This window comes from Conexibacter arvalis (genome assembly GCF_014199525.1).
Lineage (GTDB): Bacteria > Actinomycetota > Thermoleophilia > Solirubrobacterales > Solirubrobacteraceae > Conexibacter > Conexibacter arvalis.
Map to the genome: position 1 here is coordinate 1512377 of NZ_JACHNU010000001.1, position 21703 is coordinate 1534079.

Annotated in this window: 24 protein-coding genes; 16 read left to right on the plus strand and 8 right to left on the minus strand. The window is 74.8% G+C overall.

The genetic code is table 11. The features are described 5' to 3' along the window. Genes BDZ31_RS07110 through BDZ31_RS07135 form a run of 6 tightly spaced genes read left to right on the plus strand, consistent with a single transcriptional unit; the run spans position 1 to position 5284 of the window. The gene (locus BDZ31_RS07110) at positions 1 to 1023 is read left to right on the plus strand and encodes an ABC transporter substrate-binding protein (RefSeq protein ID WP_183340353.1); all 1023 of its coding nucleotides are present in this window, start codon (positions 1 to 3) and stop codon (positions 1021 to 1023) included. Positions 1024 to 1025: 2 nt separating this feature from the next. Continuing rightward, positions 1026 to 1829: an ABC transporter permease gene (locus BDZ31_RS07115; protein ID WP_221242839.1), complete on the plus strand. Its 804-nt coding sequence runs from the start codon at positions 1026 to 1028 to the stop codon at positions 1827 to 1829. Then, positions 1826 to 2596, plus strand: coding sequence for an ABC transporter permease (locus BDZ31_RS07120; RefSeq protein WP_183340355.1), 771 nt, complete (start codon positions 1826 to 1828; stop codon positions 2594 to 2596). Before BDZ31_RS07115 ends, BDZ31_RS07120 begins: the two co-directional genes overlap by 4 nt. 14 nt (positions 2597 to 2610) lie before the next feature. Further along, the gene (locus BDZ31_RS07125; RefSeq protein WP_183340357.1) at positions 2611 to 3384 is read left to right on the plus strand and encodes an ATP-binding cassette domain-containing protein; all 774 of its coding nucleotides are present in this window, start codon (positions 2611 to 2613) and stop codon (positions 3382 to 3384) included. Continuing rightward, the gene (locus BDZ31_RS25895; protein WP_183340359.1) at positions 3381 to 4148 is read left to right on the plus strand and encodes a D-glutamate cyclase family protein; all 768 of its coding nucleotides are present in this window, start codon (positions 3381 to 3383) and stop codon (positions 4146 to 4148) included. The genes BDZ31_RS07125 and BDZ31_RS25895 overlap by 4 nt, the downstream gene beginning before the upstream one ends. Positions 4149 to 4150: 2 nt before the next feature. Continuing rightward, entirely contained in the window at positions 4151 to 5284 is a 1134-nt protein-coding gene (locus tag BDZ31_RS07135; RefSeq protein ID WP_343075533.1) for an XdhC family protein, read from the plus strand. Positions 5285 to 5510: 226 nt separating this feature from the next. Here BDZ31_RS07135 and BDZ31_RS07140 read toward each other — a convergent pair whose 3' ends face one another. Beyond that, positions 5511 to 6080, minus strand: coding sequence for a TetR/AcrR family transcriptional regulator C-terminal ligand-binding domain-containing protein (locus BDZ31_RS07140; protein ID WP_221242840.1), 570 nt, complete (start codon positions 6078 to 6080; stop codon positions 5511 to 5513). 423 nt (positions 6081 to 6503) lie between these two features. Here BDZ31_RS07140 and BDZ31_RS07145 point away from each other — a divergent pair, with 423 nt between their 5' ends. Further along, positions 6504 to 7379: an SDR family NAD(P)-dependent oxidoreductase gene (locus BDZ31_RS07145; protein WP_183340361.1), complete on the plus strand. Its 876-nt coding sequence runs from the start codon at positions 6504 to 6506 to the stop codon at positions 7377 to 7379. A gap of 80 nt (positions 7380 to 7459) precedes the next feature. Here BDZ31_RS07145 and BDZ31_RS07150 read toward each other — a convergent pair whose 3' ends face one another. Then, positions 7460 to 8308: a siderophore-interacting protein gene (locus BDZ31_RS07150; RefSeq protein ID WP_183340363.1), complete on the minus strand. Its 849-nt coding sequence runs from the start codon at positions 8306 to 8308 to the stop codon at positions 7460 to 7462. Positions 8309 to 8567: 259 nt separating this feature from the next. On the opposite strand from BDZ31_RS07150, the gene BDZ31_RS07155 reads away from it, so the two are divergent. Together BDZ31_RS07155 and BDZ31_RS07160 are read left to right on the plus strand one after the other, a co-directional pair. Next, positions 8568 to 8771, plus strand: coding sequence for a cold-shock protein (locus BDZ31_RS07155; protein WP_183340365.1), 204 nt, complete (start codon positions 8568 to 8570; stop codon positions 8769 to 8771). A gap of 136 nt (positions 8772 to 8907) precedes the next feature. After that, positions 8908 to 9546 carry an AAA family ATPase gene (locus tag BDZ31_RS07160; RefSeq protein ID WP_183340367.1) on the plus strand — a complete coding sequence of 213 codons (639 nt, stop codon included), beginning with the start codon at positions 8908 to 8910 and terminating at the stop codon, positions 9544 to 9546. Between the two features lie 125 nt (positions 9547 to 9671). Here BDZ31_RS07160 and BDZ31_RS07165 read toward each other — a convergent pair whose 3' ends face one another. The 5 genes from BDZ31_RS07165 to BDZ31_RS07185 form a co-directional block, all read right to left on the minus strand. Then, on the minus strand, positions 9672 to 10523 hold the full coding sequence (locus BDZ31_RS07165) for a hypothetical protein (protein ID WP_183340369.1): 852 nt from the start codon (positions 10521 to 10523) through the stop codon (positions 9672 to 9674). 161 nt (positions 10524 to 10684) lie between these two features. Further along, positions 10685 to 11410 carry a lipoate--protein ligase family protein gene (locus BDZ31_RS07170; RefSeq protein WP_183340371.1) on the minus strand — a complete coding sequence of 242 codons (726 nt, stop codon included), beginning with the start codon at positions 11408 to 11410 and terminating at the stop codon, positions 10685 to 10687. Between the two features lie 115 nt (positions 11411 to 11525). Beyond that, a complete protein-coding gene (locus BDZ31_RS07175) occupies positions 11526 to 12602 on the minus strand; it encodes a 3-deoxy-7-phosphoheptulonate synthase (RefSeq protein ID WP_183340373.1) in 1077 nt (358 codons plus the stop codon). Between the two features lie 46 nt (positions 12603 to 12648). Then, positions 12649 to 13629 (minus strand): fatty acid desaturase, encoded by a 981-nt coding sequence (locus BDZ31_RS07180; protein ID WP_183340375.1) that lies wholly within the window; start codon positions 13627 to 13629, stop codon positions 12649 to 12651. A 117-nt stretch (positions 13630 to 13746) separates the two neighbouring features. Then, positions 13747 to 14667, minus strand: a complete 921-nt coding sequence (locus BDZ31_RS07185) for a LysR family transcriptional regulator (protein ID WP_183340376.1) — start codon at positions 14665 to 14667, stop codon at positions 13747 to 13749. Between the two features lie 136 nt (positions 14668 to 14803). Here BDZ31_RS07185 and BDZ31_RS07190 point away from each other — a divergent pair, with 136 nt between their 5' ends. After that, positions 14804 to 15931 (plus strand): class II histone deacetylase, encoded by a 1128-nt coding sequence (locus BDZ31_RS07190; RefSeq protein WP_183340378.1) that lies wholly within the window; start codon positions 14804 to 14806, stop codon positions 15929 to 15931. A gap of 41 nt (positions 15932 to 15972) precedes the next feature. Here the strand turns inward: BDZ31_RS07190 and BDZ31_RS07195 are convergent, their stop codons facing one another. Continuing rightward, complete coding sequence (locus tag BDZ31_RS07195) at positions 15973 to 16740, minus strand: FCD domain-containing protein (protein ID WP_183340380.1); 768 nt, start codon at positions 16738 to 16740, stop codon at positions 15973 to 15975. Positions 16741 to 16836: 96 nt separating this feature from the next. Between BDZ31_RS07195 and BDZ31_RS25455 the strand changes: the two genes are divergently transcribed. Genes BDZ31_RS25455 through BDZ31_RS07220 form a run of 6 tightly spaced genes read left to right on the plus strand, consistent with a single transcriptional unit; the run spans position 16837 to position 21699 of the window. After that, positions 16837 to 16971, plus strand: a complete 135-nt coding sequence (locus BDZ31_RS25455) for a hypothetical protein (RefSeq protein WP_281381482.1) — start codon at positions 16837 to 16839, stop codon at positions 16969 to 16971. A gap of 8 nt (positions 16972 to 16979) precedes the next feature. Next, positions 16980 to 17864 (plus strand): fumarylacetoacetate hydrolase family protein, encoded by an 885-nt coding sequence (locus tag BDZ31_RS07200; RefSeq protein ID WP_183340388.1) that lies wholly within the window; start codon positions 16980 to 16982, stop codon positions 17862 to 17864. Next, the gene (locus BDZ31_RS07205) at positions 17861 to 18049 is read left to right on the plus strand and encodes a ferredoxin (RefSeq protein ID WP_183340390.1); all 189 of its coding nucleotides are present in this window, start codon (positions 17861 to 17863) and stop codon (positions 18047 to 18049) included. The genes BDZ31_RS07200 and BDZ31_RS07205 overlap by 4 nt, the downstream gene beginning before the upstream one ends. Before the next feature lie 10 nt (positions 18050 to 18059). Next, entirely contained in the window at positions 18060 to 19442 is a 1383-nt protein-coding gene (locus BDZ31_RS07210) for an NAD(P)/FAD-dependent oxidoreductase (RefSeq protein WP_183340392.1), read from the plus strand. Continuing rightward, positions 19439 to 20338: a type 1 glutamine amidotransferase gene (locus BDZ31_RS07215; RefSeq protein ID WP_183340395.1), complete on the plus strand. Its 900-nt coding sequence runs from the start codon at positions 19439 to 19441 to the stop codon at positions 20336 to 20338. Before BDZ31_RS07210 ends, BDZ31_RS07215 begins: the two co-directional genes overlap by 4 nt. A 14-nt stretch (positions 20339 to 20352) precedes the next feature. After that, complete coding sequence (locus BDZ31_RS07220) at positions 20353 to 21699, plus strand: glutamine synthetase family protein (protein ID WP_183340397.1); 1347 nt, start codon at positions 20353 to 20355, stop codon at positions 21697 to 21699. Positions 21700 to 21703: the final 4 nt, after the last annotated feature.

Here is a 21703-nt window from a genome sequence, read left to right on the forward strand (position 1 = left end):
ATGGCAAGTCGGTCACTTCTGCGAGCCCGCGCGCGTCGCGCGGTCGCTCTTCTCGCGGCGCTGACCGCGACAGTCGCCGTCGCCGCCTGCGGCTCGTCCGACGACGGCGGCTCCTCGACGTCGTCGAACACGAGCGCATCCGGCTCGGACGGCGGCGTCGCGACCGTCAAGATGGGCGTGGTTCCGGCGGCAACCTTCGCGCCGGTCTTCGTCGGCCTCGAGCAGGGGATCTTCGAAAGACACGGCATCGACCTTCAGATCGAGGTCGGCGGGCTCGCCCCGACCGTCTTCCCGCGCATCCTCAAGAACCAGATCCAGCTCGGCGCGAACACGTGGGGGACGCTCGTCACCGCGCGCGAGCAGAATCTGCCGCTGACCGGCATCGGCCCGGTCGACCGCGGCGGCGAGACGGCGGACGATGACTACCAGGGGATCATCGCCAAGCCCGGCGGCGTCAGATCGCTGGAGGAGCTGAACGGCAAGACCGTCGCCGTCCCGACGCTGAAGTCGTTCACCGACGCGCAGGTCCGCTCGGTGCTGAAGGAGGCCGGGGTCGACATAAGCTCGGTCAGATTCATCGCGATCCCGTTCCCGGACATCCCCGCCGCGCTGAAGGCCGGCCGCGTCGACGCCGCCGGCGTCGTCGAGCCGTTCTTCTCGCAGGCGAAGGCCGAGGGCAGCACGCCGCTGGCGTCGCTCTCGCGCGGGCAGCTGATGGGCTCGATCGTCGCTGCCGAGAAGTGGGTCGAGGACGAGCCCGACACCGTCCGCAGATTCCAGGAGGCGTGGGCCGAGACGCTGAGATACGCGACCGACAACCCCGACGCCGTCCGCGCCGCGCTGACGAGAGGGCTGAGAATCCCGGAGGCCGTCGCGAGCAGAATGACGCTGCCGATCTGGGTCGACGAGATCGACGAGGCGAGAGTCCAGGAGATCTCGGACATGATGCTCGACGTCGACACGATCTCGGGTGAGATCGCGGCGAGCGACATGATCACGCCGTTCCCGCTGCCGGCGTCGTGACGATGGCCGCGCGGCTGAACGCTCTGCCGCGCACGCGCTCGGGCTCGCTGCTGCTCGGCGCGGTCGGGATCGCGCTGGCGCTGCTGCTGTGGCAGCTGGCGCCGGCGCTCGGCCTCGTCGACAGCGACAACCTGCCCGGCGCGAGCGCCGTGCTGTCGGAGCTGGCCTCGCTGGCCGGCACCGACGCCTTCTGGAGCGCGGTCGGCAGCACCCTGGCCGGCGCCGGCCTCGGCCTCGCGATCGCGGTCGTCGCCGGCGTCGCGCTCGGCGTCCTGATGGGCTCCAGCACGATCGCCTGGCACGCGCTGCGGCCGACGGTCGAGTTCCTGCGCCCGGTGCCCGGCGTGGCGCTGATCCCCGTGGCGATCCTCGTCTTCGGCCCGAGCATGCAGAGCGACGTCTTCCTCGTCGCCTTCGGCTGCGTCTGGGTGATGTTGATCCAGACGCTCTACGGCGTCCGCGACGTCGACGAGGTCGCGCTGCAGACGGCGCGCTCCTACGGGCTCACCCATGCCCAGCGGATCCGCTGGGTCCAGCTGCCGAGCTCGCTGCCCTACATCGCGACCGGCCTGCGGATCTCCTCGTCGATCGCGCTGATCGTCGCGGTCACCGCGGAGCTGGTCGCCGGCAACGCCGGCCTCGGCAAGTCGATCTCGCTGGCGCAGTCGGTCGGCCAGACGGAGGAGATGTACGCGCTGATCGTCGCCGCGGGCATCCTTGGCATCGCCGTCCACGTCGTCTTCGGCGGGCTGGAGCGGCGCTTCCTCCACTGGCACCAGTCGCAGCGGGCGGGAGGCGACCGATGACGCGCTCACGACTCCGCTGGTTCTCCGTCGAGGTCGGCGCGACCGCCATCATCATCGCCCTGCTGTGGGCGTACACCAGCTCGAACGAGAGCTACGCCGTCGCGCCGCTCGGCGACGTGCTGGAGGCCTTCCGCGCGACCTGGCTGTTCGAGCACGTCGGCAGCGACGTCGTGCCGAGCCTCGTGCGGATGACGCTCGGCTACGCCGCCGCGATCGCGATCGGCGTCGCCGGCGGCTTCCTGCTCGGCTCCTCCGCGGTCGTCAACGCGGTCGCCTCGCCGGTCGTCGGCTTCCTGCGCTCGATCCCGGCGGCGGCGCTGCTGCCGCCCGCGATCGTGCTGTTCGGGATCGGCGGCGGCACGAAGGTCGCCGTGATCGCGTTCGTCTGCTGCTGGCCGATCATGCTCAACACCAGCGACGGCGTGCGCGAGCTCGACTCGACGATGCTGGCGACCGCCCGCGTCTACGGCATCCGCGGCCTGCAGCGCTTCCGGCTCGTGGTCCTGCCGGCGGTCTCGCCGCGGATCTTCGCCGGCATGCGCACGAGCCTCTCGATCGCGATCCTGCTGCTCGTCACGAGCGAGATGATCGCGAGCACGAACGGGATCGGCTACTTCGTCTTCCAGGCGCAGCAGCAGTTCTCCGTCGACGACATGTGGGCCGGCGTCCTGCTGCTGGGGCTGCTCGGCTTCACCCTCAACCTCGCGTTCGGCGCCGTGGAGCGCCGCGTTCTCCACTGGAACGCGCGCGACGACCGCTCGAAGTGAAAGGAAGCATCGACGTGCTGGAAGTCGTCGGACTGTCGAAGAGCTACGGAACGGGGGCGAGCGCGACCCACGCGGTCCAGTGCCTCGAGTTCGCGGTCGAGGAGCTGGAGTTCGTCGGGATCGTCGGCCCCTCCGGGGCCGGCAAGACGACGCTGCTGAAGTGCATGGCCGGCCTGCTGGCGCCGACCAGCGGGCAGACGCTGCTGCGCGGCAAGCCGGTGACGGGGCCGCCGCCGGAGCTGGCGGTCGTCTTCCAGGACTATAGCCGCTCGCTGTTCGCCTGGATGACCGTGCGCCGCAACGTGCTGCTGCCGCTGACCAACAAGCCCGAGATCAGGGATCCGGCGCGGGTCGCCGACGAGGCGCTCGCCGCCGTCGGCCTCAAGGGCTTCGAGGAGCACTACCCGTGGCAGCTGTCGGGCGGCATGCAGCAGCGCGTCGCGATCGCGCGGGCGCTCGCCTACCAGCCGAAGGTGCTGCTGATGGACGAGCCGTTCGCCTCCGTCGACGCGCAGACGCGCGCCGAGCTGGAGGACCTCGTGCTGCGCGTCCGCGAGCAGTTCGGCGTCACGATCGTGCTCGTCACGCACGACATCGACGAGGCCGTCTACATGTCGGACCGCGTCGTGATCCTCAGCCGCCCGCCCTCGACCGTGCAGGAGATCCTGCCGATCGACCTGCCGCGTCCGCGCGACCAGGTCGATACGAAGGCGCTGCCCGAGTTCGCCTCGCTGCGCGCGCGCATCTACGAGGCGATCATGCAGCCGGCCGCGGCGGCGGGCGTGTGAGCGCGTTCGCGGAGTACCGCGCGGCGGTTCGCGGCGGCGCCTGGAGCGGGCCGACGCGCGACGCCGCGCCCGGCCACGTCCAGTGCAACCTGGTCGTGCTGCCGGGCGAGTGGGCCGAGGGGTTCGCCGCCTGGTGCGCGGCCAACCCCGCGGTCGCGCCGGTGCTGGCGCGCTCGGAGCCGGGCGACCCGCGGCTGCCGGCGCTCGGGGAGGGCGTCGACGTCCGCACCGACCTGCCGCGCTACCGCCTCTTCCGCGACGGCCGACCCGACGGCGAGGTCGGCGACCTGCTCGACCTGTGGGCCGACGACCTGGTCGCGTTCGCCTTCGGCTGCTCCTTCTCGCTGGAGGAGGCGCTGCGGCGGGACGGGATCTCGCTCGGCTACGAGGCGCGCGGCTTCGGCGGCGCGATCTACCGCACCGACCGCGAGACGGTCGCCGCGGGCGGCTTCGCCGCGCCGCTGGTCGTCTCGATGCGGCCGCTGGCGCCGGCCGAGGCGGAGCGCGCGGTGGAGGTCAGCCGGCGCTACCCGCAGCTGCACGGGGCGCCGGTCCACGTCGGCGACCCGGCGGAGCTCGGGATCGTGCTGGAGGAGCCGCTCGACGCGATCGGCGACGTCTCGGTCGCCGACGGCGAGGTGCCGGTCTTCTGGGCCTGCGGCGTGACCCCGCAGCTGTCGCTGGAGGCGGCTCGCCCGCCGCTGGCGATCACCCACCTGTCGGCGCACATGCTCGTCTCGGAGCTGCGGCTGGAGGAGCTGTGACCGTGGCGTGCGGGTCACGGGCTCGCGCGCTGCTGGTCGAGGTCGAGGGGTCGGCGCCGTTCGCGGCGGGAGCGGCGATGCTGGTCGGCGCCGACGGCTCGGTCGAGGGCTCGATCACCGCCGGCTGTGTCGAGAGCGCGGTCGTGCAGGAGGCCGAGCGCGTGCTCGCCGGCGCGCCGCCGCAGCTGCTCACCTACGGCGTCTCGGACGAGCTGGCCGGGACCGCCGGGCTGATGTGCGGCGGAACCGTCCACGTCTTCGTCCACGCGCTCGACGCCCGCTCGGCGGCCGCGCTCGACGCCGCCGAGGCGGCCGTCCGCGACGGCCGGCCCGCGGTCGTCGCGACCGTCCTCGACGGCCCCTGCGCCGGCTCGGTCGTGGCGCTCGCCGGCGGGGAGCCGACGGGCGACGGAGCGGTCGCCGGGGGTGGCGATGCGGCCGGCGAGGGCACGTCGATCGGCGACGCGCTCGTCGGCTCGCTCGGCGCCTCGACCGGGCTGGCGCGGGCGGTCGCGCGCGACGCCGCGGGGATGCTGGAGCAGGGCGCGAGCCGGATCCGCCGCTACGGCGACGACGGCGCGACGCTCGGCGCCGAGATCCGCGTCCACCTGCGCTCGTTCGCGACCGCGCCGACGATGCTGCTGTTCGGCGCCGTCGACTTCTCGGCCGCCCTTGCGCCGCTCGCGCGCCAGCTCGGCTACGCGGTGACGATCAGCGATCCGCGCGCCCGCTTCGCCGCCGCGCCGCGCTTCTCGCGCCACGCCGAGGTCCACGTCGGCTGGCCCGACGAGGCGTTCGCCGGCCGTCCGCTCGGCCCGCGCGACGCGGTGCTCGTCTTCAGCCACGACCCGCGCCTCGACGTGCCCGCGCTGCGCGGCGCACTCGCGACCGACGCCGGCTACATCGGCGCGCTCGGCAGCCGCCGCACGACCGTCGAGCGGGAGGAGCGCCTGCGCGCCGCCGGCGTCGGCGACGCGCAGCTCGCGCGCATCCACGCGCCGGCCGGACTCGACATCGGCGGCGGCACGCCGGAGGAGACCGCCGTCTCGATCCTCGCCGAGGCGATCGCCGTCCGCTCCGGCCGCGCCGGCGGCCCCCTCCGCCGCGCCGCAGGCCACATCCGCCCGCGCGGCTGACCCCGCGCGGGCGCGCCGCTCCCGCCCGGCCGCCGCAACGCTCCACGCCTGTCCGCGGGGACCTTTGTCATCCAGCTGCTGCTCAGCAACAGCTGGATGACAAAGGTCCCTTCGCGGCGCGTCACGGCGGGGCGCGGCGCGGCGCGGCGGCGCGGCGGCGCGGCGGCGCGGCGGCGCGGCGCGGCTCGGCGCGGCGCGGCCGTGGGCGGCGGGGCGGGTGGGCGGCTCAGCGGGCGCGGAGGCCGGCGAGCGCGGTCTCGACGACCGCGTCGGCGAAGGCGGGGGTCAGCTCGGCCCGCTCCAGCCAGCGACGCATCAGCGGGCTCCACAGCAGGTCGACCGCGAGGTCGAGGTCGGCCTCCGACGGCAGCTGGCCGGCCTCCTGCGCGCTGCGCAGCCGCGCCCGCTTGAGCGCGCGCATCGGCGCGTCGAGCCGCTGCTCGTACTCGGCCGCCAGCGCGGGGTCGTTGAGCATCGCGGCGGTCAGCGCGCGCATCGGCGCGTCGTAGCGCGGGTCGCTCAGCTCCGCGACCGTCGCGCGCAGGACCAGCTTCAGATCGGCCTCGAGGTCGCCGGTGTCCGGCAGCGCGGGGTCGCCCTGCGGATCCTCGGAGAGCGCGAGGAAGGCGTCGAACAGCACCGCCCCCTTCGACGGCCACCAGCGGTAGATCGTCTGCTTGCCGACGCCGGCCCGCGCCGCGATCCCCTCGATCGTCAGCTTCGCGTATCCGACCTCGCCGACCAGCTCGAAGGCGGCCAGCAGGATCGCTCTCCGCGACGCGTCGCTGCGCCGCACCGCCCTCCCGCCGCGCCCCGCGCCCGCGCTTGCGCCGTGCCCTGCGCCCGCGCTTGCGCCGCGCCCCGCGCCCGCGCTTGCGCCGCGCCCTGCGCCCGCGCCCGCGCCCGCGCCCGCGCTTGCGCCGCGCCCTGCGCCCGCGCTTGCGCCGCGCCCTGCGCCCGCGCTTGCGCCGCGCCCTGCGCCTGCGCCGCGCCCCGCGCCGGCCCTCCCGCCGCGCCCCGCGCCCGCGCTTGCGCCGCGCCCCGCGCCCTCTCGCGCCGCCGCGCCTCTTCTCATCCGCCCGTTCGCCACTTCCGCCATCTCCGCACCCTACCACCGAAGCGAGACGAGACGGTCCGTCTTGACAAGGAGCAGTGCGCGTGTCACGGTGCATGAGCGAGACGGTCCGTCTCGTCTCGTCAACCGAATGAATAGGACGCCATGACCCGCACATCCGACGACACGCCCGGCCGCGTCTGGCTGATCACCGGCGCCAGCCGCGGGCTCGGCCGCGCCTTCGCCGAGGCGGCGCTCGCCGCCGGCGACCGCGTCGTCGCGATCGCCCGCAGCGCCGAGCAGCTCGACCGGCTCGCCGCCGAGCACTGCGCCGATCGCGTCCTGCCGCTGCCCGCCGACGTCACCGACCGCGCCGCCGTCTTCGCCGCCGTCGAACGGGCGGTCGCGCGGTTCGGCCGGCTCGACGTCGTCGTCAACAACGCCGGCACGATGTGGCTCGGCGCCGTCGAGGAGTTCGGCGAGCAGGAGGCGCGCGCGGCGATGGAGGTCAACTTCTTCGGCGCGCTCTGGGTGACCCAGGCGGTCGCGCCGCACCTGCGGGCGCAGGGCGACGGGCGCCTGCTGCAGATCTCCAGCGTCGGCGGCGTCGCGAGCGGGCCGACCGCCGGCCTCTACAGCGCCGGCAAGTTCGCCCTCGAGGGGATGAGCGAGGCGCTCGCCCAGGAGCTGGCGCCGTTCGGCGTCCGCGTGACGATCGTCGAGCCGGGCGGCTACTGGACCGACCTCTACCGGAGCGGCCTCCGCTACGCCCGGCCGCTCGACGCGTACGCCCCGCTGCGCGAAGCGCCCGCGGACGGCGTCCCCGAGTCGAAGGACAGCGAGCCCGAGGTCGCGGCGGAGGCGGTGATGACGCTCGTCGACAGCGACGACCCGCCGCTCCGTCTCGTCCTCGGCAGCGCCGTGCTCGACGCGATGATCGACGTGACCCGCAGACGGATCGAGACGTGGGAGCGGTGGGAGGAGGTCAGCCGCGCAGCCGAGCGCGCGGTCCCGATGCCCGACGGCTACCTCGACGTCTGAGCGCGCCCGGCCGCCGCCGGATCGGCCGGATGGGGCCGCTCAGCCGCCCGCGCCCCGCTGAGCCGGTCGCCGCTGCCCGCTCAGCGGGCCGCCGCGGCGGCGTCCTGCTCGACCTGCGCCTTCCAGGCGGCCTTGTCCTCGCGCCACTCCTCGTCGGTGCGGGTCAGCTTCCAGTAGCCGGAGACGGACATCTGCTCGACCGGGACGCCGCGCTCGACGACGAGATGTCTGCGCACGTTGCGCACCGCGCTCGCCTCGCCGTGGACGAAGGCGTGGAGGCGGCCGGCGGGGAAGTCGAGCGCGCGGACGGCGTCGACCAGCACGCGGTCGTCGTGGGTCGGGTCGTGCAGCCAGGTGAGCCGGAGGTCGCCGGGGGTGGAGAGCGGCTGCTCCTCCTTGGGGCCGTCGACCTGGACGAGCACGTGGACGGGCACGCCGGCCGGGATCCGCTCCAGCGAGGCGGCGATCGCCGGCAGGACGCTCATGTCGCCGACCAGCAGGTGCCAGTCCGCCGTCGCGTCGGGCGCGTAGCCGCCGCCCGGGCCGAGCAGCTGGACGGGATCGCCCGGCCGCAGGCCCAGCGCCCATGGCCCCGCGATCCCCTCGTCGCCGTGGCAGACGAAGTCGAGCGTCAGCCGCCGCGCGGCCTCGTCCCACGCGCGCACGGTGTAGCTGCGCAGTCTCGGCCACTGCGCCCGCGGCAGCTCCGCCTTGACCGCCTCGGCGTCGAACGGGAGCGCGTACGGCGCGCCGGCCGGCGGCAGCTGGAGCTTGACGTAGTGGTCGGTGAACTCGCCCGCGCCGAAGCCTGCGAGCGCGTCGCCGCCGACGACGACCCGGATCATGCTCGGCGTGAGTCGTTCGACCGTCTCCACGTGCGCGAGCAGCGCGCGGCGGGCGGGGCGTGGGGCAGCGGGAGTGTCGGCCATGGAGATCCTTGGGCGGTCGGGGCGAAGCGGTGCCCGGTCAGGGATATCAGGTCACCCTAACGTCCACTGCGCGGAGCCGGCCGGCGCCCGCGCGATACCAGTTCATGCGAAACCCTGCTTGACCTGAGGTGTTCGCCTGCTAACGTCCGAGCACTCGATCGGGTCATGAGACCCGGTGAAAGCAGTGTCAGCGCTCGTAGTCGTTGCATCCCAGCACCTCCACGTTCGCAGCACACAACACCCCGTGGAGGACACGGACATGGCTACAGGAACCGTGAAGTGGTTCAGCGACGAGAAGGGCTTCGGCTTCATCACGCCCGATGACCAGTCGAAGGACCTCTTCGTCCATCACACCGGCATCGTCGCCGACGGCTACCGCTCGCTGGCGGAGGGCTCCAAGGTCGAGTACGAGTCGGAGCCCGGCCCGAAGGGCCCGAAGGCCGTCAACGTCCGGCAGATCTGAGCGCCGACCGCGCTTCCAGGCTTGTCACCGAGGCCCGCCGACCGGCGGGCCTCGGCCGTTCCAGGGGCGGTGAGCGGGCGCGCGATCCCGTCGCTGCGCATTTCTCACATCTCCCCGCGTGCGGCATCATGAGGGGATGACCACTCCTCCGCCCACGCGCAGCGTCAAGTTCTCCGACGACGAACGAGGCGGATGGTCCTCCGACCGGCCCCGCAGAGAGGGGGCGCCGCGTCCCGTCGACGTCTCCGTCCGCGGTCGGGTCCTGAGCCCGACCGATCGCCTGCGCTACTCGCCCGGCAGCCTCGTGATGATCGTCTCGCCCGCGAAGGCCGAGCGCGACCGCTTCACGAGACGGACGCTGATCGAAGACCAGGCGGCCGTGCTGTCGCTCGACAAGGTCCGCGCGCTGCTGAGAGGCCGCGTCCCGGACGAGCAGGCGGAGGAGCGGGCCGCGCAGCTGCTCGACGCCGCCGCGACGAAGCGCTTCGAGGCCGGCGAGTCGGTCGTGATCGCCGCCGACGGGCTCGGGCCCAATGAGCGCGACCACTGGGTCCGGCTCGCCCACCGCTTCCGCCGGCCGCGCCACCTGATCCTGATCGAGGTCGGCCGCGACCAGGTCGCCGACGACGACCGCGCGCCGCTGAACGAGCTCCGCAAGGCACTCGACGGCGGCGAGCTCGGAGAGGCTGGCTTCCACACGGCCCTGCGGCTCAGCGGCCCGACGGTCGCCGAGCTGAAGCGGATCGTCTTCCGCCAGGCGCCACGCGACGAGTAAGCCCAGCGCAGGGCGCCGCCGCGGGCGGCGGTGGGGACGGGCGCGTGCGGCGCACGCTTCGGCCGGTGACGATGCGGCGCTGTCGGCGGTCGCCTGGGCTCGCGCGCCGGGAGCGGATTGCGCGCTCAGACGGAGCGGGCGCGGGCTTGGAGGGCGGCGACGTGGGCTGTCGCCAGCTCGCGGCCGCGCGGCGTCAGCGACAGCCAGCGGCGGGGGCGCAGCCGGCCGCGGCGTTCGCGCTCGACGAGGCCGGCGCGGGTCAGCGCGGCGAGCCGGTCGGCGAGCACGACGCGGTCGAGCGGGATCGCGGCCGCGAGCATCTCCTCCCGCGCCGCGCGCGCCGGCAGCAGCAGCGCGGCGATCGAGAAGTCGGCCAGGTCGGCCAGCTGCGGCGCCGGCGACGGCGCGTCGACGGCGCGCAGCTCGGCGGCGGCGACCTCGCGCGCGGCGCGCTCCAGCGCGGCTTCCGAGGTGCGCCGCGCCCGCGCGGCCGCGAGGCGGGAGAGCAGCAGCACGAGGCAGTCGGCGATCCAGAGCATGCGGACGCCGCGGGCGCGGAGGCGGGCGATCGCGATCCGGCTGAGGGCGACGACCGCCAACAGCGCGCCGACCGACCCGCACGACGTGCGCATGAGGCCGAGCACCGGCGCCGCCTCGGCTCGCTTCCACGCCTGCTCGTCGCCGAAGGCCGCCGGGTCGCCGAGCCACAGGTCGGCGCCGGCGGCGCCGCTCCACGGCAGCCCCGCGACGACGCTCGCCCCGCCGATCGCGTACCGCAGCCGCCGCTGGTGGCGCCATCCGTCGAGGCTTCGCGCGCCGATGCTCGTGAGCGCGAGCGCCGTGCCGAGCGCGGTCGCCCAGCGCGGATCGCGCCGGCGCCGCTCGGCCAGCACCTGCGCCTGACGGAGGCGCAGCTCGCCGAGCGCGCGGCGCGCTTCGGCGGGGGAGGGAGCGGCGGATGCGGTCTCTGGCGCCATCGCGCCAGTATGCCGACCGACGCGGGCCGCGCGGTGCGGCTGGCACGAGCATGGCGCGGCGAGGCGGCGCGCGCGGGCAGAGTGGGCGGGCGGCGGGGGCGAGCGGCGGCGCCGGCCCGCGCGGCACACGGGCGCCGGCGGCGCCGAGCGCGCGCGTTCGCTCAGAGCGCGTGGCGCTCGCGCAGGGCGCGGGCGCGGGCGAGCGTCTCGGCGTCGAGCGGGACCTCGGCGACGACGCCGCGGGCGGCCAGCTCGTCGCGCAGCGCGGCGGCGACGTCGGCGACCTCGATCCCCGGGACGAGGTCGTCGAGCGCGCCGACGGTCGCCGGGTCGAGCGGCAGGCCGAGGTCGGCGTGGACGGCCTCCAGCACCCCGCGCGCGCGCCAGCCGTCGCGCACGATCAGCAGGCCCTCGGTCCAGGTCGCGTGGCGCTTGACGCGCTGGGAGAGCCCGGCCAGCTTCACGCCGCCGGCGTGCAGGCTCCAGTCGCCGGGGCAGTACTCGTCCGGCAGCTGGCCGCGCTCGGCGCGCACCCCGACGCGCGCGAAGGCGCCGAGCACCGCATCGGCCAGCGCCGCGAACCGCTCGCCGGTCGTCGAGTCGTCGGCCGGCTGCGCGATCCCGATCGACAGCGCCCCCTCGTGGATCGCCGCGGCGCGGCCGCCGCCGACCCGCAGCGTCGGCGTGAAGCCGCGGGCCCGCGCCGTCTCGACCGCGGCGTCGAAGCCGGGCAGGATCCGGTCGAGGCGGCCGAAGGAGAGCGTCGGCGCGGGGCGGCCGATGCGGAAGGCGGCGGGGGCGCCGTCGGCGACGCGGTCGAGCAGCGCCTCGCCGAGCGCGACGTCGAGGACCGGGTCGTCGGCGAGCGAGGCGGTGATCAGCCGCAACGGCTCGGCCGCGCCCGCTGCGATCGCGTCGCGGGGACGCGCGTCTGCCGCGGCCGCGCCCGCGATCGGCCGCGCGCCGGAACCGGTGGGCGCGTCGAGACGCGGGGCGCTCGGCTCAGGCGGCGCCACGCCGCGCGCGCACCGCGGCGGCGAAGCCGTCGAGGACGCCGACCGTCGTCTCCCAGTCCATGCACTTGTCCGTGATCGACTGGCCGTAGGTCAGGTTCGCGCCGTCGCCGAGGCTCTGGTTGCCGCCGACGAGGAACGACTCCAGCATCACGCCGACGATCGCGCGGTTGCCGGCGGCGACCTGGTCGGCGATCTCCTGCGAGACGACCGCCTGACGCTCGTGGTCCTTGGCGCTGTTGTCGTGGGAGGCGTCGACGATCACCCGCTCCTGCAGCCCGGCCTGCGCCATCTGCGCGAGCGCGGCGGCGACCTGCTCGGGACCGTGGTTCGGCATCCCGCGGCCGCCGCGGAGGATGATGTGACAGTCGGCGTTGCCGCGCGTGGTGAAGACGGCCGGCGTGCCCGACTCCTCGACGCCGGCGAAGGTGTGCGGCGCGGCGGCGGCGCGGACGGCGTCGACGGCGACGCCGACGTCGCCGTCGGTGCGGTTCTTGAAGCCGATCGGCATCGACAGGCCGGAGGCGAGCTGACGGTGGGTCTGGCTCTCGGTCGTGCGCGCGCCGATCGCGCCCCAGGCGACGGTGTCGGCGATGTACTGCGGGATGATCGGGTCGAGGAACTCGCAGCCGACCGGCAGCCCCAGCTCCAGCACCTCCAGCAGCAGTCTGCGCGCCACCCGCAGGCCGCTGTTGACGTCGAACGAGCCGTCGAGGTGGGGGTCGTTGATCAGCCCCTTCCAGCCGGTCGTCGTGCGCGGCTTCTCGAAGTAGACGCGCATCACGACCTGCAGCTCCTGCGCGTGCTCGGCGGCGACGGCGGCGAGCCGTCTGGCGTAGTCGAGCGCCGCGTCGGGGTCGTGGACGCTGCACGGGCCGACGACGACGAGCAGCCGGTCGTCGGCGCGGTCGAGGATGCGGGCCGCCTCGGCGCGCCCCTTGAGGACGACCTCGGCCTGGGCGTCGCTGAGCGGCAGCTGGTGCAGCATCAGCGCGGGGGTGACCAGCGGGACGATGCGGCCGATGCGCTGGTCGCGCAGCTCTTCGAGATGTCGCGTGATGCTCACGGGAGCCAGAATAGCCGCAGCGTGCCGGCCGATGCCGGCAGAACCCCTACGTGGCCGCGTGCGTGCGCGCGGGCGGGCGCCGCTTGGAGTCGAGCCGGTCGGGGTCGACGCGCACCACGTCCCACGCCAGGCCCGCCTGCTCCAGCAGCGCGATCACGCCCGCCGAGATGTCGAGCTGCCAGCGGTCGACGCCATGACGGGCCGAGGTGGGGAAGGCGTGGTGGGCGTTGTGCCACGCCTCGCCGAGCGAGAAGGGCGCCAGCCACGCGAGGTTGCGCGACTGGTCGCCGGTCTCGAACGGGCGCCGGCCGAAGAAGTGGCAGAGCGAGTTGATCGAGTAGGTGACGTGGTGCAGCAGCAGGATCCGCACCAGCCCGCCCCACAGCAGCGCGGTCAGCGCCGCCTCCCACGACAGCCCGCCGAGCAGGAAGCCGAGCGCGCCCGCGAGCAGGAAGCCGCCGACCGCCCAGAAGATGAACGTGCGGTCGAACCACGCGACGACCGGATCTCTCATCAGGTCGGGCGCGTAGCGGGTCTTGCGGCCGCGGTGGGTGTGGACGAACAGCCAGCCGACGTGCGCGTGGGCAAGGCCGCGCAGCGCGCCTCTCCAGCCGTGCCCGTGCTCGACGTGCGGGCTGTGCGGGTCGCCGAAGCGGTCGGAGAAGGCGTGGTGCTTGCGATGGTCGGCGACCCACGAGATCACCGGCCCCTCGATCGCGATCGACCCCCACGCCGCGAAGAAGGCGCGGACGGCCGGGGTCGTCTTGAAGGCGCGGTGGGTGAACAGCCGGTGGAAGCCGACGGTGATCCCGAGGCCGCTGAAGAAGTACATGATCGCCAGCACGGCGAGGTCGCTCCAGCCGAGCGCGACCGCCCACAACTGCCAGGCGACAAGGCCGAGCGCGAGCACCGGGACGATCGTCACCAGGCCGGTGATGATGCGGTCGCGCCGTTCGTTGGCGACCGGTTCGACGTCGTCCGGCGTCGGTCCGTCGGCCCGGCCCGTCCCGGCCTCGGTGCTGTCCACGGCAAGGTCTCCTGCGGCGGTCGTTCGGCGGAAAAGTCACGGCATCCTAGCGATGGCGCGGGCATGCCACGCCGCTTTCCGTGCCGCTGCCGCGCCAGGCGGCGGTGCGGTGCGCGCTCAGCCGCCGCGAGCGTCGTCGAGCTCGCGGGCGCTGACGCTGCGTGCGAGCTCGACGAAGGCGTCGACGAGCGGCTCTGCCGTCTCGCTGCGGCGGCGGACCACCGCGAGCGTCGCCGGCTCGGCCTCGGCGAGCGGGACGAAGCGGATCCCCGGCCACGGGTAGTAGCGGCTGATCAGCGTCGGCGCGGTGTCGATCCCCTTGCCCTGCGCGATCAGGTGGAGCCACTCCTCGAGCGTGTCGGCGGTGTGCGGGTGGACGCGCGGGCGGCGGCCCAGCTCCTCGGTCAGCAGCCAGAAGTCGCGCCACTGCTGCGGGACGGCGGTCGAGTGGCTGATGAAGGTCTCCTCGGCGAGGTCGGCCGGCGTCAGCCGCGCGCGGGCGGCGAGCGGATGGGTGCTCGCGAGCAGCACGACGCGCGGCTCCTCGACCAGCGAGATCACCTCGACCTCGCCGCGCCCGTCCTCCTCGTAGGGGAGGTAGAGGAAGGCGACGTCGGCGCGCGCCTCGGTGAGGCTGTCCTGGATCTGGGCGAAGTCGAAGGCGTGGACCTCGACCTGCGCGGTCGGGCGCTCCTGCTTCAGCTCGCCGAGCACCGCCGACAGCAGCTCGCCCGGCACCGCGCCGAGGCAGCCGACCGCGAGCGTGTCGGCCTCGCGCTGCGCGTGGGCGCGCGCCTCCGCGAGCACGCGGTCGGCGGCGGCGAGCAGCTCGCGCGCCTGCGGCAGCAGCGCCGCCCCGACCGCCGTCAGCGCGACGCGACGGTTGGAGCGGGTGAACAGCGGAGCGCCGATCTCGCGCTCGAGCGCGACGACCTGGGCGCTCAGAGCCGACTGCGCGAGATGCAGCCGCGACGCGGCGCGGGTGAAGTGCAGCTCCTCGGCGACGGCGACGAAATAGCGCAGCTGACGCAGATCCATCGCGCGTGATCATCGCATGAGGCGATCAGTCGATCGCAAAACCCTGTTGCCCGGTCGCGCCGCGCCCCCGAGCATGGCGGCTGTCCCGAGCCGCGGAGGTTGAGGAGCGTCCGCGGCGCCGATCGAGGAGTGGTGGATGCAGACCGGATTCGTGTGGCACGAGCGGTACATGTGGCACAACACCGGCCGCGCGAGCGGCCCGTTCCTGTCGGACGCCTCGGGCTGGCTGGAGCCCGACTGGCGCCACACGGAGAACTCCGACACGAAGCGCCGGCTGCGCAACCTGCTCGACGTCAGCGGCCTGCTCGACCGGCTGGTGCGGATCGACCCGCGCCCGGCGACGGTCGAGGAGCTCTGCCGCTTCCATGCTCCGGAGTACGTCGAGCGGGTCCGCGAGCTGTCGGCCGGCGCCGGCGGCGAGGGGGTCGACGGCACGACGGTGATCGGCAAGGGCTCCTACGAGGTCGCGCTGCTCGCGGCCGGCGGGGTGATCGCAGCCGTCGACGCCGTCCTCGACGGCACCGTCGACAACGCGTACGCGCTCGTGCGCCCGGCCGGCCACCACGCCCTCGCCGACGCGGCGATGGGCTTCTGCCTGTTCGGCAACGTCGCCGTCGCCGCGCACCACGCCCGTGTCGCGCGCGGGCTGGAGCGGGTCGCGGTCGTCGACTGGGACGTCCATCACGGCAACGGCACGCAGGCCGCCTTCTACGACGACCCGAGCGTGCTGACGATCTCGCTCCACCAGGACAACTGCTTCCCGCCCGGCTCGGGGCTGGTCGAGGAGACCGGCGCGGGCGCCGGCGAGGGCTTCAACATCAACGTCCCGCTGCCGCCCGGCTCCGGCGACGGCGCCTACGAGGCGGCGTTCGAGCGGATCGTCGTGCCCGCGCTGGAGCGGTTCGAGCCGCAGCTGATCCTCGTCGCCTCGGGGCTGGACGCGAGCGCGATGGACCCGCTCGGGCGGATGATGCTGTCGCCGAGGGGCTACGGGCGGATCGCCGAGCAGCTGCTCGACGCGGCCGCGCGCCTCTGCGACGGTCGCGTCGCGATGGCGCACGAGGGCGGCTACTCCGCCGAGCTGGTGCCGTTCTGCGGCCTCGCGGTGATCGAGAGAATGGCCGGGGTCGAGACCAAGGTGCGCGGAACGATCCTGCAGGAGTTCCCCGCGGGGATGGGGCAGCAGCAGCTGCAGCCGCACGAGGCGGCGCTGATCGACCGCGTCGCCGAGGCGGCGGGGCTGGCGGAGCGGGCGGTCGGGTGAGGACGGGGGTGCGCGTGACGGCCGCCGCCGACCGGCGCGGCTCAGGCGTCGGCCTTGGCGGCCCAGTGGTCGAGGGCGCTGGCGACGTGCTCGCGCATCAGCTGCTCGGCGAGGTCGCCCTGGCCGCCGGCGATCGCGGCGGCGATCGCCTTGTGCTCGGCGATGTCTCTGCCCTGCCAGTCGGGTCTGGCGGTGCGGCGCGCGAGCAGCCGGCGGCCGATCTCGACGATCCACTGCGCGGCGAGCGTCGCGACGATGTCGGGGTTGCCGGTCGCGCGGGCGACGGCGAGGTGGAAGTCGCGGCTGGCGTCATGGGTCTCGGCGGCGTCGCGCGCCCGCTCCTCGCGGGCGATCGTCGCGTCGATGGCGGCGAGGTGGTCGGCGGTGGCGCGCTCGGCGGCGAGGCGGGCGACGCCCGGCTCCAGCAGCAGGCGGATCTCCAGCCGCCGCATCACCTCCTCGATGCCGATCTCGGCGACGCGGAAGCCGTGGTTGGTGCGCGCGGTCACGAGGCCCTCGCCGGCGAGCCGGCGCAGCGCCTCGCGCACCGGCGTGCGCGAGATGCCGAGCTGCTCGGCCAGCTCGACCTGCCCGAGCCGCTCGCCCGGCGCGATCGCGCCGGTCAGGATCAGCTCGCGGATCTGCTCGTAGGCGAGGCCGACGACCGAGGAGGACTCGATCGGCCGCAGCGGTCTGGCGGCCGCGGCTCCCGCGAGCCCGGCCGGACGGCGCGTGGGCTTCGCGGCGGCGTCTGCGGGCGGATGGCCGCCGACGAGCCGGGGCGGGGTGATGTCGGAATCGCGTGCCACGGCGGGGAAGCGTACTCGTCGAAGGACTTGTGTCGGCAGTGGAACTTCGGATGTCGACATGCGCGATTCGCATGTCGACTTACGAATGGATACAATATGGCGAGACTGGAGAACGGCCGACGGTCGCGCGGGGCGCGGCGGCTCGGCCTGGAGGGCGTCGCCGCGCTGTCGGGCGAGGCGCGCTCGGCGTCGGTCGCTCGCGCGGTCGGCGCGACGAGATTCGAGAGGTGAGACGAGGCATGGCAAGAGTCCGGATCGCCGTCGGCCCGCGGAGCGCGGAGGCGGCTGACGGCGCGGAGGCGCGCTGGGGGAGAGTCGAGGGCGACGTCGTCGTGCTCGACGACGGCACGCGGCTGCCCGAGGCGGAGGTCGCCTACCTGGCTCCGGTGGAGCCGTCGAAGATCATCGCGGTGCATCTCACCTATCGCAGCCGGATCGAGGAGTACCAGGCGCGCACGCCCGCCTACCCCTCGTACTTCATGAAGCCGCCGACGGCGCTCAACGGCCATCGCGGCGTGCTGAGACGGCCGGCCGGCGCCCGCTTCCTCAACTACGAGGGCGAGCTGGCGGTCGTCGTCGGCAGACGGATGCACGGCGTCTCGGTCGACGACGCGCTCGCATACGTCGAGGGCTACGCCGTCGCCAACGACGTCGGGCTGCACGACTTCCGCCACGCCGACCGCGGCTCGATGCTGCGCGTCAAGGGCCAGGACGGCTTCCTGCCGATCTCCCCGACCGTCGTGCCGGCGAGCGAGTTCGACCCGACCAGCTACGAGCTGCGCACGCTGCTCAACGGCGAGGTCGTCCAGCGCGCGACGGCCGACGACCTGATCTGGGGCGTCGCGTACCAGCTCGCCGACCTCTCCCGCCTGATCACGCTGGAGCCGGGCGACGTGGTCCTCACCGGCACGCCCGCCAACTCCCGCCCGATGGAGGTCGGGGACGTCGTCGCCGTCGAGATCGACGGCCTCGGCCGCGTCGAGAGCACCGTCGTCGACTGGGAGGTCGACCTCGGCGAGGCCGGCGACCAGCTCGCGGTCTCGCCCAACACCCTGCACGTCGCGCTCGCCGTCCCCGAGGACGAGGCCGAGCGCATGGCCGCCGCCGAAGGGAGCGCGTCATGAAGGTCCACGTCGACATGAACCTCTGCCAGGCGCACGGCGAGTGCGTCTTCGCGGCGCCGGACGTCTTCGAGCTGCACGACGACGACTCGCTCACGTGGGTCGAGGAGGTCGGCGAGGACAGACGGGCCGCGGTCGAGCAGGCCGCGCAGGTCTGCCCGATGATGGCGATCAGGCTCGAGGGCTGAGGGCGCGACGATGCGGATCGTCGTCGTCGGCGCCTCGCTGGCCGGGCTGCGCGCCGCGCAGGCGCTGCGCTCGGCCGGCCACGCGGGCGAGCTGTTCGTCGTCGGCGACGAGCAGCGCCTCCCCTACACCCGCCCTCCGCTCTCCAAGGAGCTGCTGGCCGGCGCCCACACCGTCGAGCAGTGCGACTTCCCCTGCGACGAGCTGGACGTCACGTGGCGCCTCGGCGCCGCCGCGGCCGCGCTCGACCGCGACGCGAAGGCGGTCGTGCTGGCCGACGGCGAGCGGATCGCCTACGACCGCCTGATCGTCGCGACCGGCTGCCGCGCGCGCACGTGGACCGGCCCCGGCGCCGAGCTGGCCGGACTGCACACGCTGCGCGACATCGACGACACGCTGGCGCTGCGGCGCGAGCTGGAAGCGGGCAGCAGGAAGGTCGCCGTCGTCGGCGCCGGCTTCGTCGGCGCCGAGGTCGCCGCGACCGCGCGCGGGCTCGGCCTCGACGTCACGTTGATCGACGTCGCGCCGCACCCGCTGCTGCCGCTCGGCCCGCTGCTCGGCGAGCGCTGCGCGCAGCTGCACCGCGATCGCGGCGTCGAGCTGAAGCTCGCGACCGGGGTGAAGGGCTTCCGGGGGAAGGGCGCGCAGGGCGGGGCCGCGGGCGCGCGCGGCCCCGCCGGCGGCAGCGCTGCCGCGGCCGCCGGCGCTGCCTCCGCGACCGCAGACGGCGCGCCGGCCGCCGCGACGCCCGGCGCCGCGGACGCCGGATCTGGCGCGCGGCCGACCGCTGACCGCGTCGCCGCCGTCGTGCTCGACGACGGGAGCGAGGTGGCGGCCGACGTGGTCGTCGTCGCGCTCGGCGCGCTGCCGAACACCGAGTGGCTTGCCGGCTCCGGTCTGACGCTCGATCCCGGCCTCGTCTGCGACGCGACGCTGACCTCGGTCGACGACCCCGACGTCCTCTGCGCCGGCGACGCGACCAGCTGGCCGCATCCGCTCGCCGACGGCGCGACGATCCGGGTCGAGCACTGGACCAACGCCGCCGAGCAGGGCGCGGCGGCCGCGCGCAACGCGCTCGCGCCGGCCGCCGAGCGCACCCCGTACGCCGCCGCGCCGTACTTCTGGAGCGACCAGTACGACGTCAAGATCCAGGCCGTCGGGCTGCCGGGCAGAGCCGAGCGGATCGAGCTGCTGGAGGAGTCGCCGGAGGGCGACCGGCTCGTCGCGGTCGGCGTGCGCGACGGGAAGGTGATCGCCGCGGTCGCCTTCAACGCCGTGCGGCGGCTCGCCTGGTACCGGCGCCAGCTCGCCGACCCGCCGAGCTTCGAGCAGGTCGCGGCCGCCGTCGCCGCCGACGACAGAGCGCTGGGCGCGCCGAGCGGGGTGGGGCGATGAGCGAGCGGGCCGCGCATGGGAACGACGCGGCGCCGGCCGGGCGCGCCGCGGCGGTGAGCGAGCGGGCCGCGCATGGGAACGGCGCAGCGCCCGTCGAGCGCGACGCGCCCGCGCCCGCCGACCGCGCGGCGTGGAATGGCGCTCCCGCGCTGATCCTCCAGCACGGCGACTGGGGACCGCCCGGGCTGCTCGCCGACTGGCTGCGGCAGCGGGCGATCCCGTTCGAGATCCACAGGACGTGGCTCGGCAAGCCGTGGCCGGAGGTCGCGGGGCGTGCCTTCGTCGCCTCGCTCGGCTCGCCGCACAGCCCCGCCGACGCCGACGAGGAGCCCGAGGTCGCGCGGGAGCTGGAGCTGCTGCGCGCGGCGGTCGACGCCGACACGCCGGTGCTCGGCCTCTGCTTCGGCGGCCAGATGCTGGCGGCCGCGCTCGGCGGCGGGATCGAGGCGGCCGAAGCGCCGGAGCTGGGCTGGCACGTCGTCGATACGACCGTCCCCGACGAGATCCCGCCCGGCCCGTGGCTGCAGTGGCACTACCACCGCTTCACGGTGCCGCCGGGCGCGCAGCTGCTGGCGAGCAGTCCGACCGGGCCGCAGGCGTTCCGCCACGGCCGCCACCTCGGCGTCCAGTTCCATCCCGAGTCGACGATCGAGATCGTGCGCGACTGGGCGCACACCGACCAGCCGCGGCTCGACCGCCTCGGCCTCGGCGACGGCGACGCGCTGCTCGACGCGGGCAGCGGGTACGCCGCGGCCGCGGTCGACGCGGCCTTCCAGCTGTTCGACGCCTTCTGGCGCAACGCACACGACGACGACGCGATCCGCGAGCGCCCGGGCGATTCCGACCGACGGGCGCCGGCGTGGAACGCGCAAGGCGAAGCCCGAGACGTCCCATGACACAGGAGAGAGTGATGCAGACCGAGCAGCGCGCGGCGCCCTTCGCCGCGCCGAGCACCGGCGAGACGCCGATCACGACGATCCGCGTGCTCTACTCGGACCTCCACGGCGTCGCGCGCGGCAAGGACGTGCCCGTCTCGGAGTTCGAGCGCGTGCGCGAGAGCGGTCTGGGCTTCTGCGCCGCCGTGATGGGCACCGACCTGCGCCACACGCCGGTCGTCGGCGGCGAGGAGGGCTATCCCGACCTGATCGCAAAGCCCGACCTCGCGACGCTCGTCCCGCTGCCGTGGGAGCCCGGCGTCGCCTGCTGCCTGGCGAACCTCGAGCCGGTCCACGGCGGGCCGCCGCCGGCCGACCCGCGCGGCGCCGTCCGCCGCGCCGCCGCCGCGCTGGAGCAGCTCGGCTACGGCGCCGTCGTCGCACCGGAGCTGGAGTTCTTCCTCTGCGCCCGCGACGACAGCGCCCCCGGCGGGCTCAGACGGATCGTCGACCGCCTGTCGATGGTCTACACGGTCGGCCCGCAGGTCGACCCGGGCGGCGTCGTGCGCAGATTGACCGAGGACCTCGCGCAGATCGGGCTCGGGGCGTTCGCCTTCAACCACGAGTTCATGAACTCGCAGTACGAGATCAACCAGCACCACGCCGACGCGCTGACCGCCGCCGACAACGCCTTCCGGCTCAAGAGCGCGGTCAAGGACGTCGCGGCGCTGCACGGCCTCGTCGCGACCTTCATGGGTAGACCGTTCAACGACCAGGGCGGCTCGGGCACCCACGTCCACCTGTCGCTGGAGCGCGACGGCGCCAACGCCTTCGACGCGCCCGGCGCGCCGGACGAGGTCTCCGACGAGCTGCGCTGGTTCACCGCCGGCGTGCTCGCCCACGCGCCGGCGCTGATGGCCTTCCTCAACCCGACGATCAACGCCTACCGCCGGCTCGTCCCCGACTCGCTCGCGCCGACGCACGCCAACTGGGGCCACGACAACCGCTCGACCTTCGTCCGCATCCCGGCCGAGCGCGGCGCCGCGACCCGCGTCGAGGTGCGCGTCGGCGACGGCGCCGCCAACCCCTACCTCGCCGTCGCCGCGCTCCTGTTCGCCGGCGCCCACGGCCTGCGCGAGCGGATCGAGCCGCCGGCCGCCGTCGCCGGCGACGCCTACCACGCCGCCGAGGAGATCGCCGGCGCGCCGCTGCCGCGGACGCTGGAGGAGTCGCTCGACGCGCTGGAGGCCGACGCCGTCCTGCGCGAGGCGGTCGGCGAGCAGATCGTCACGACCTTCCTCGCGATGAAGCGCTTCGAGGTCGAGCGCCACCGGAGCCACGTCTCCGAGTGGGAGCTCGAGGAGTACGCGCACCACGTCTGACCGG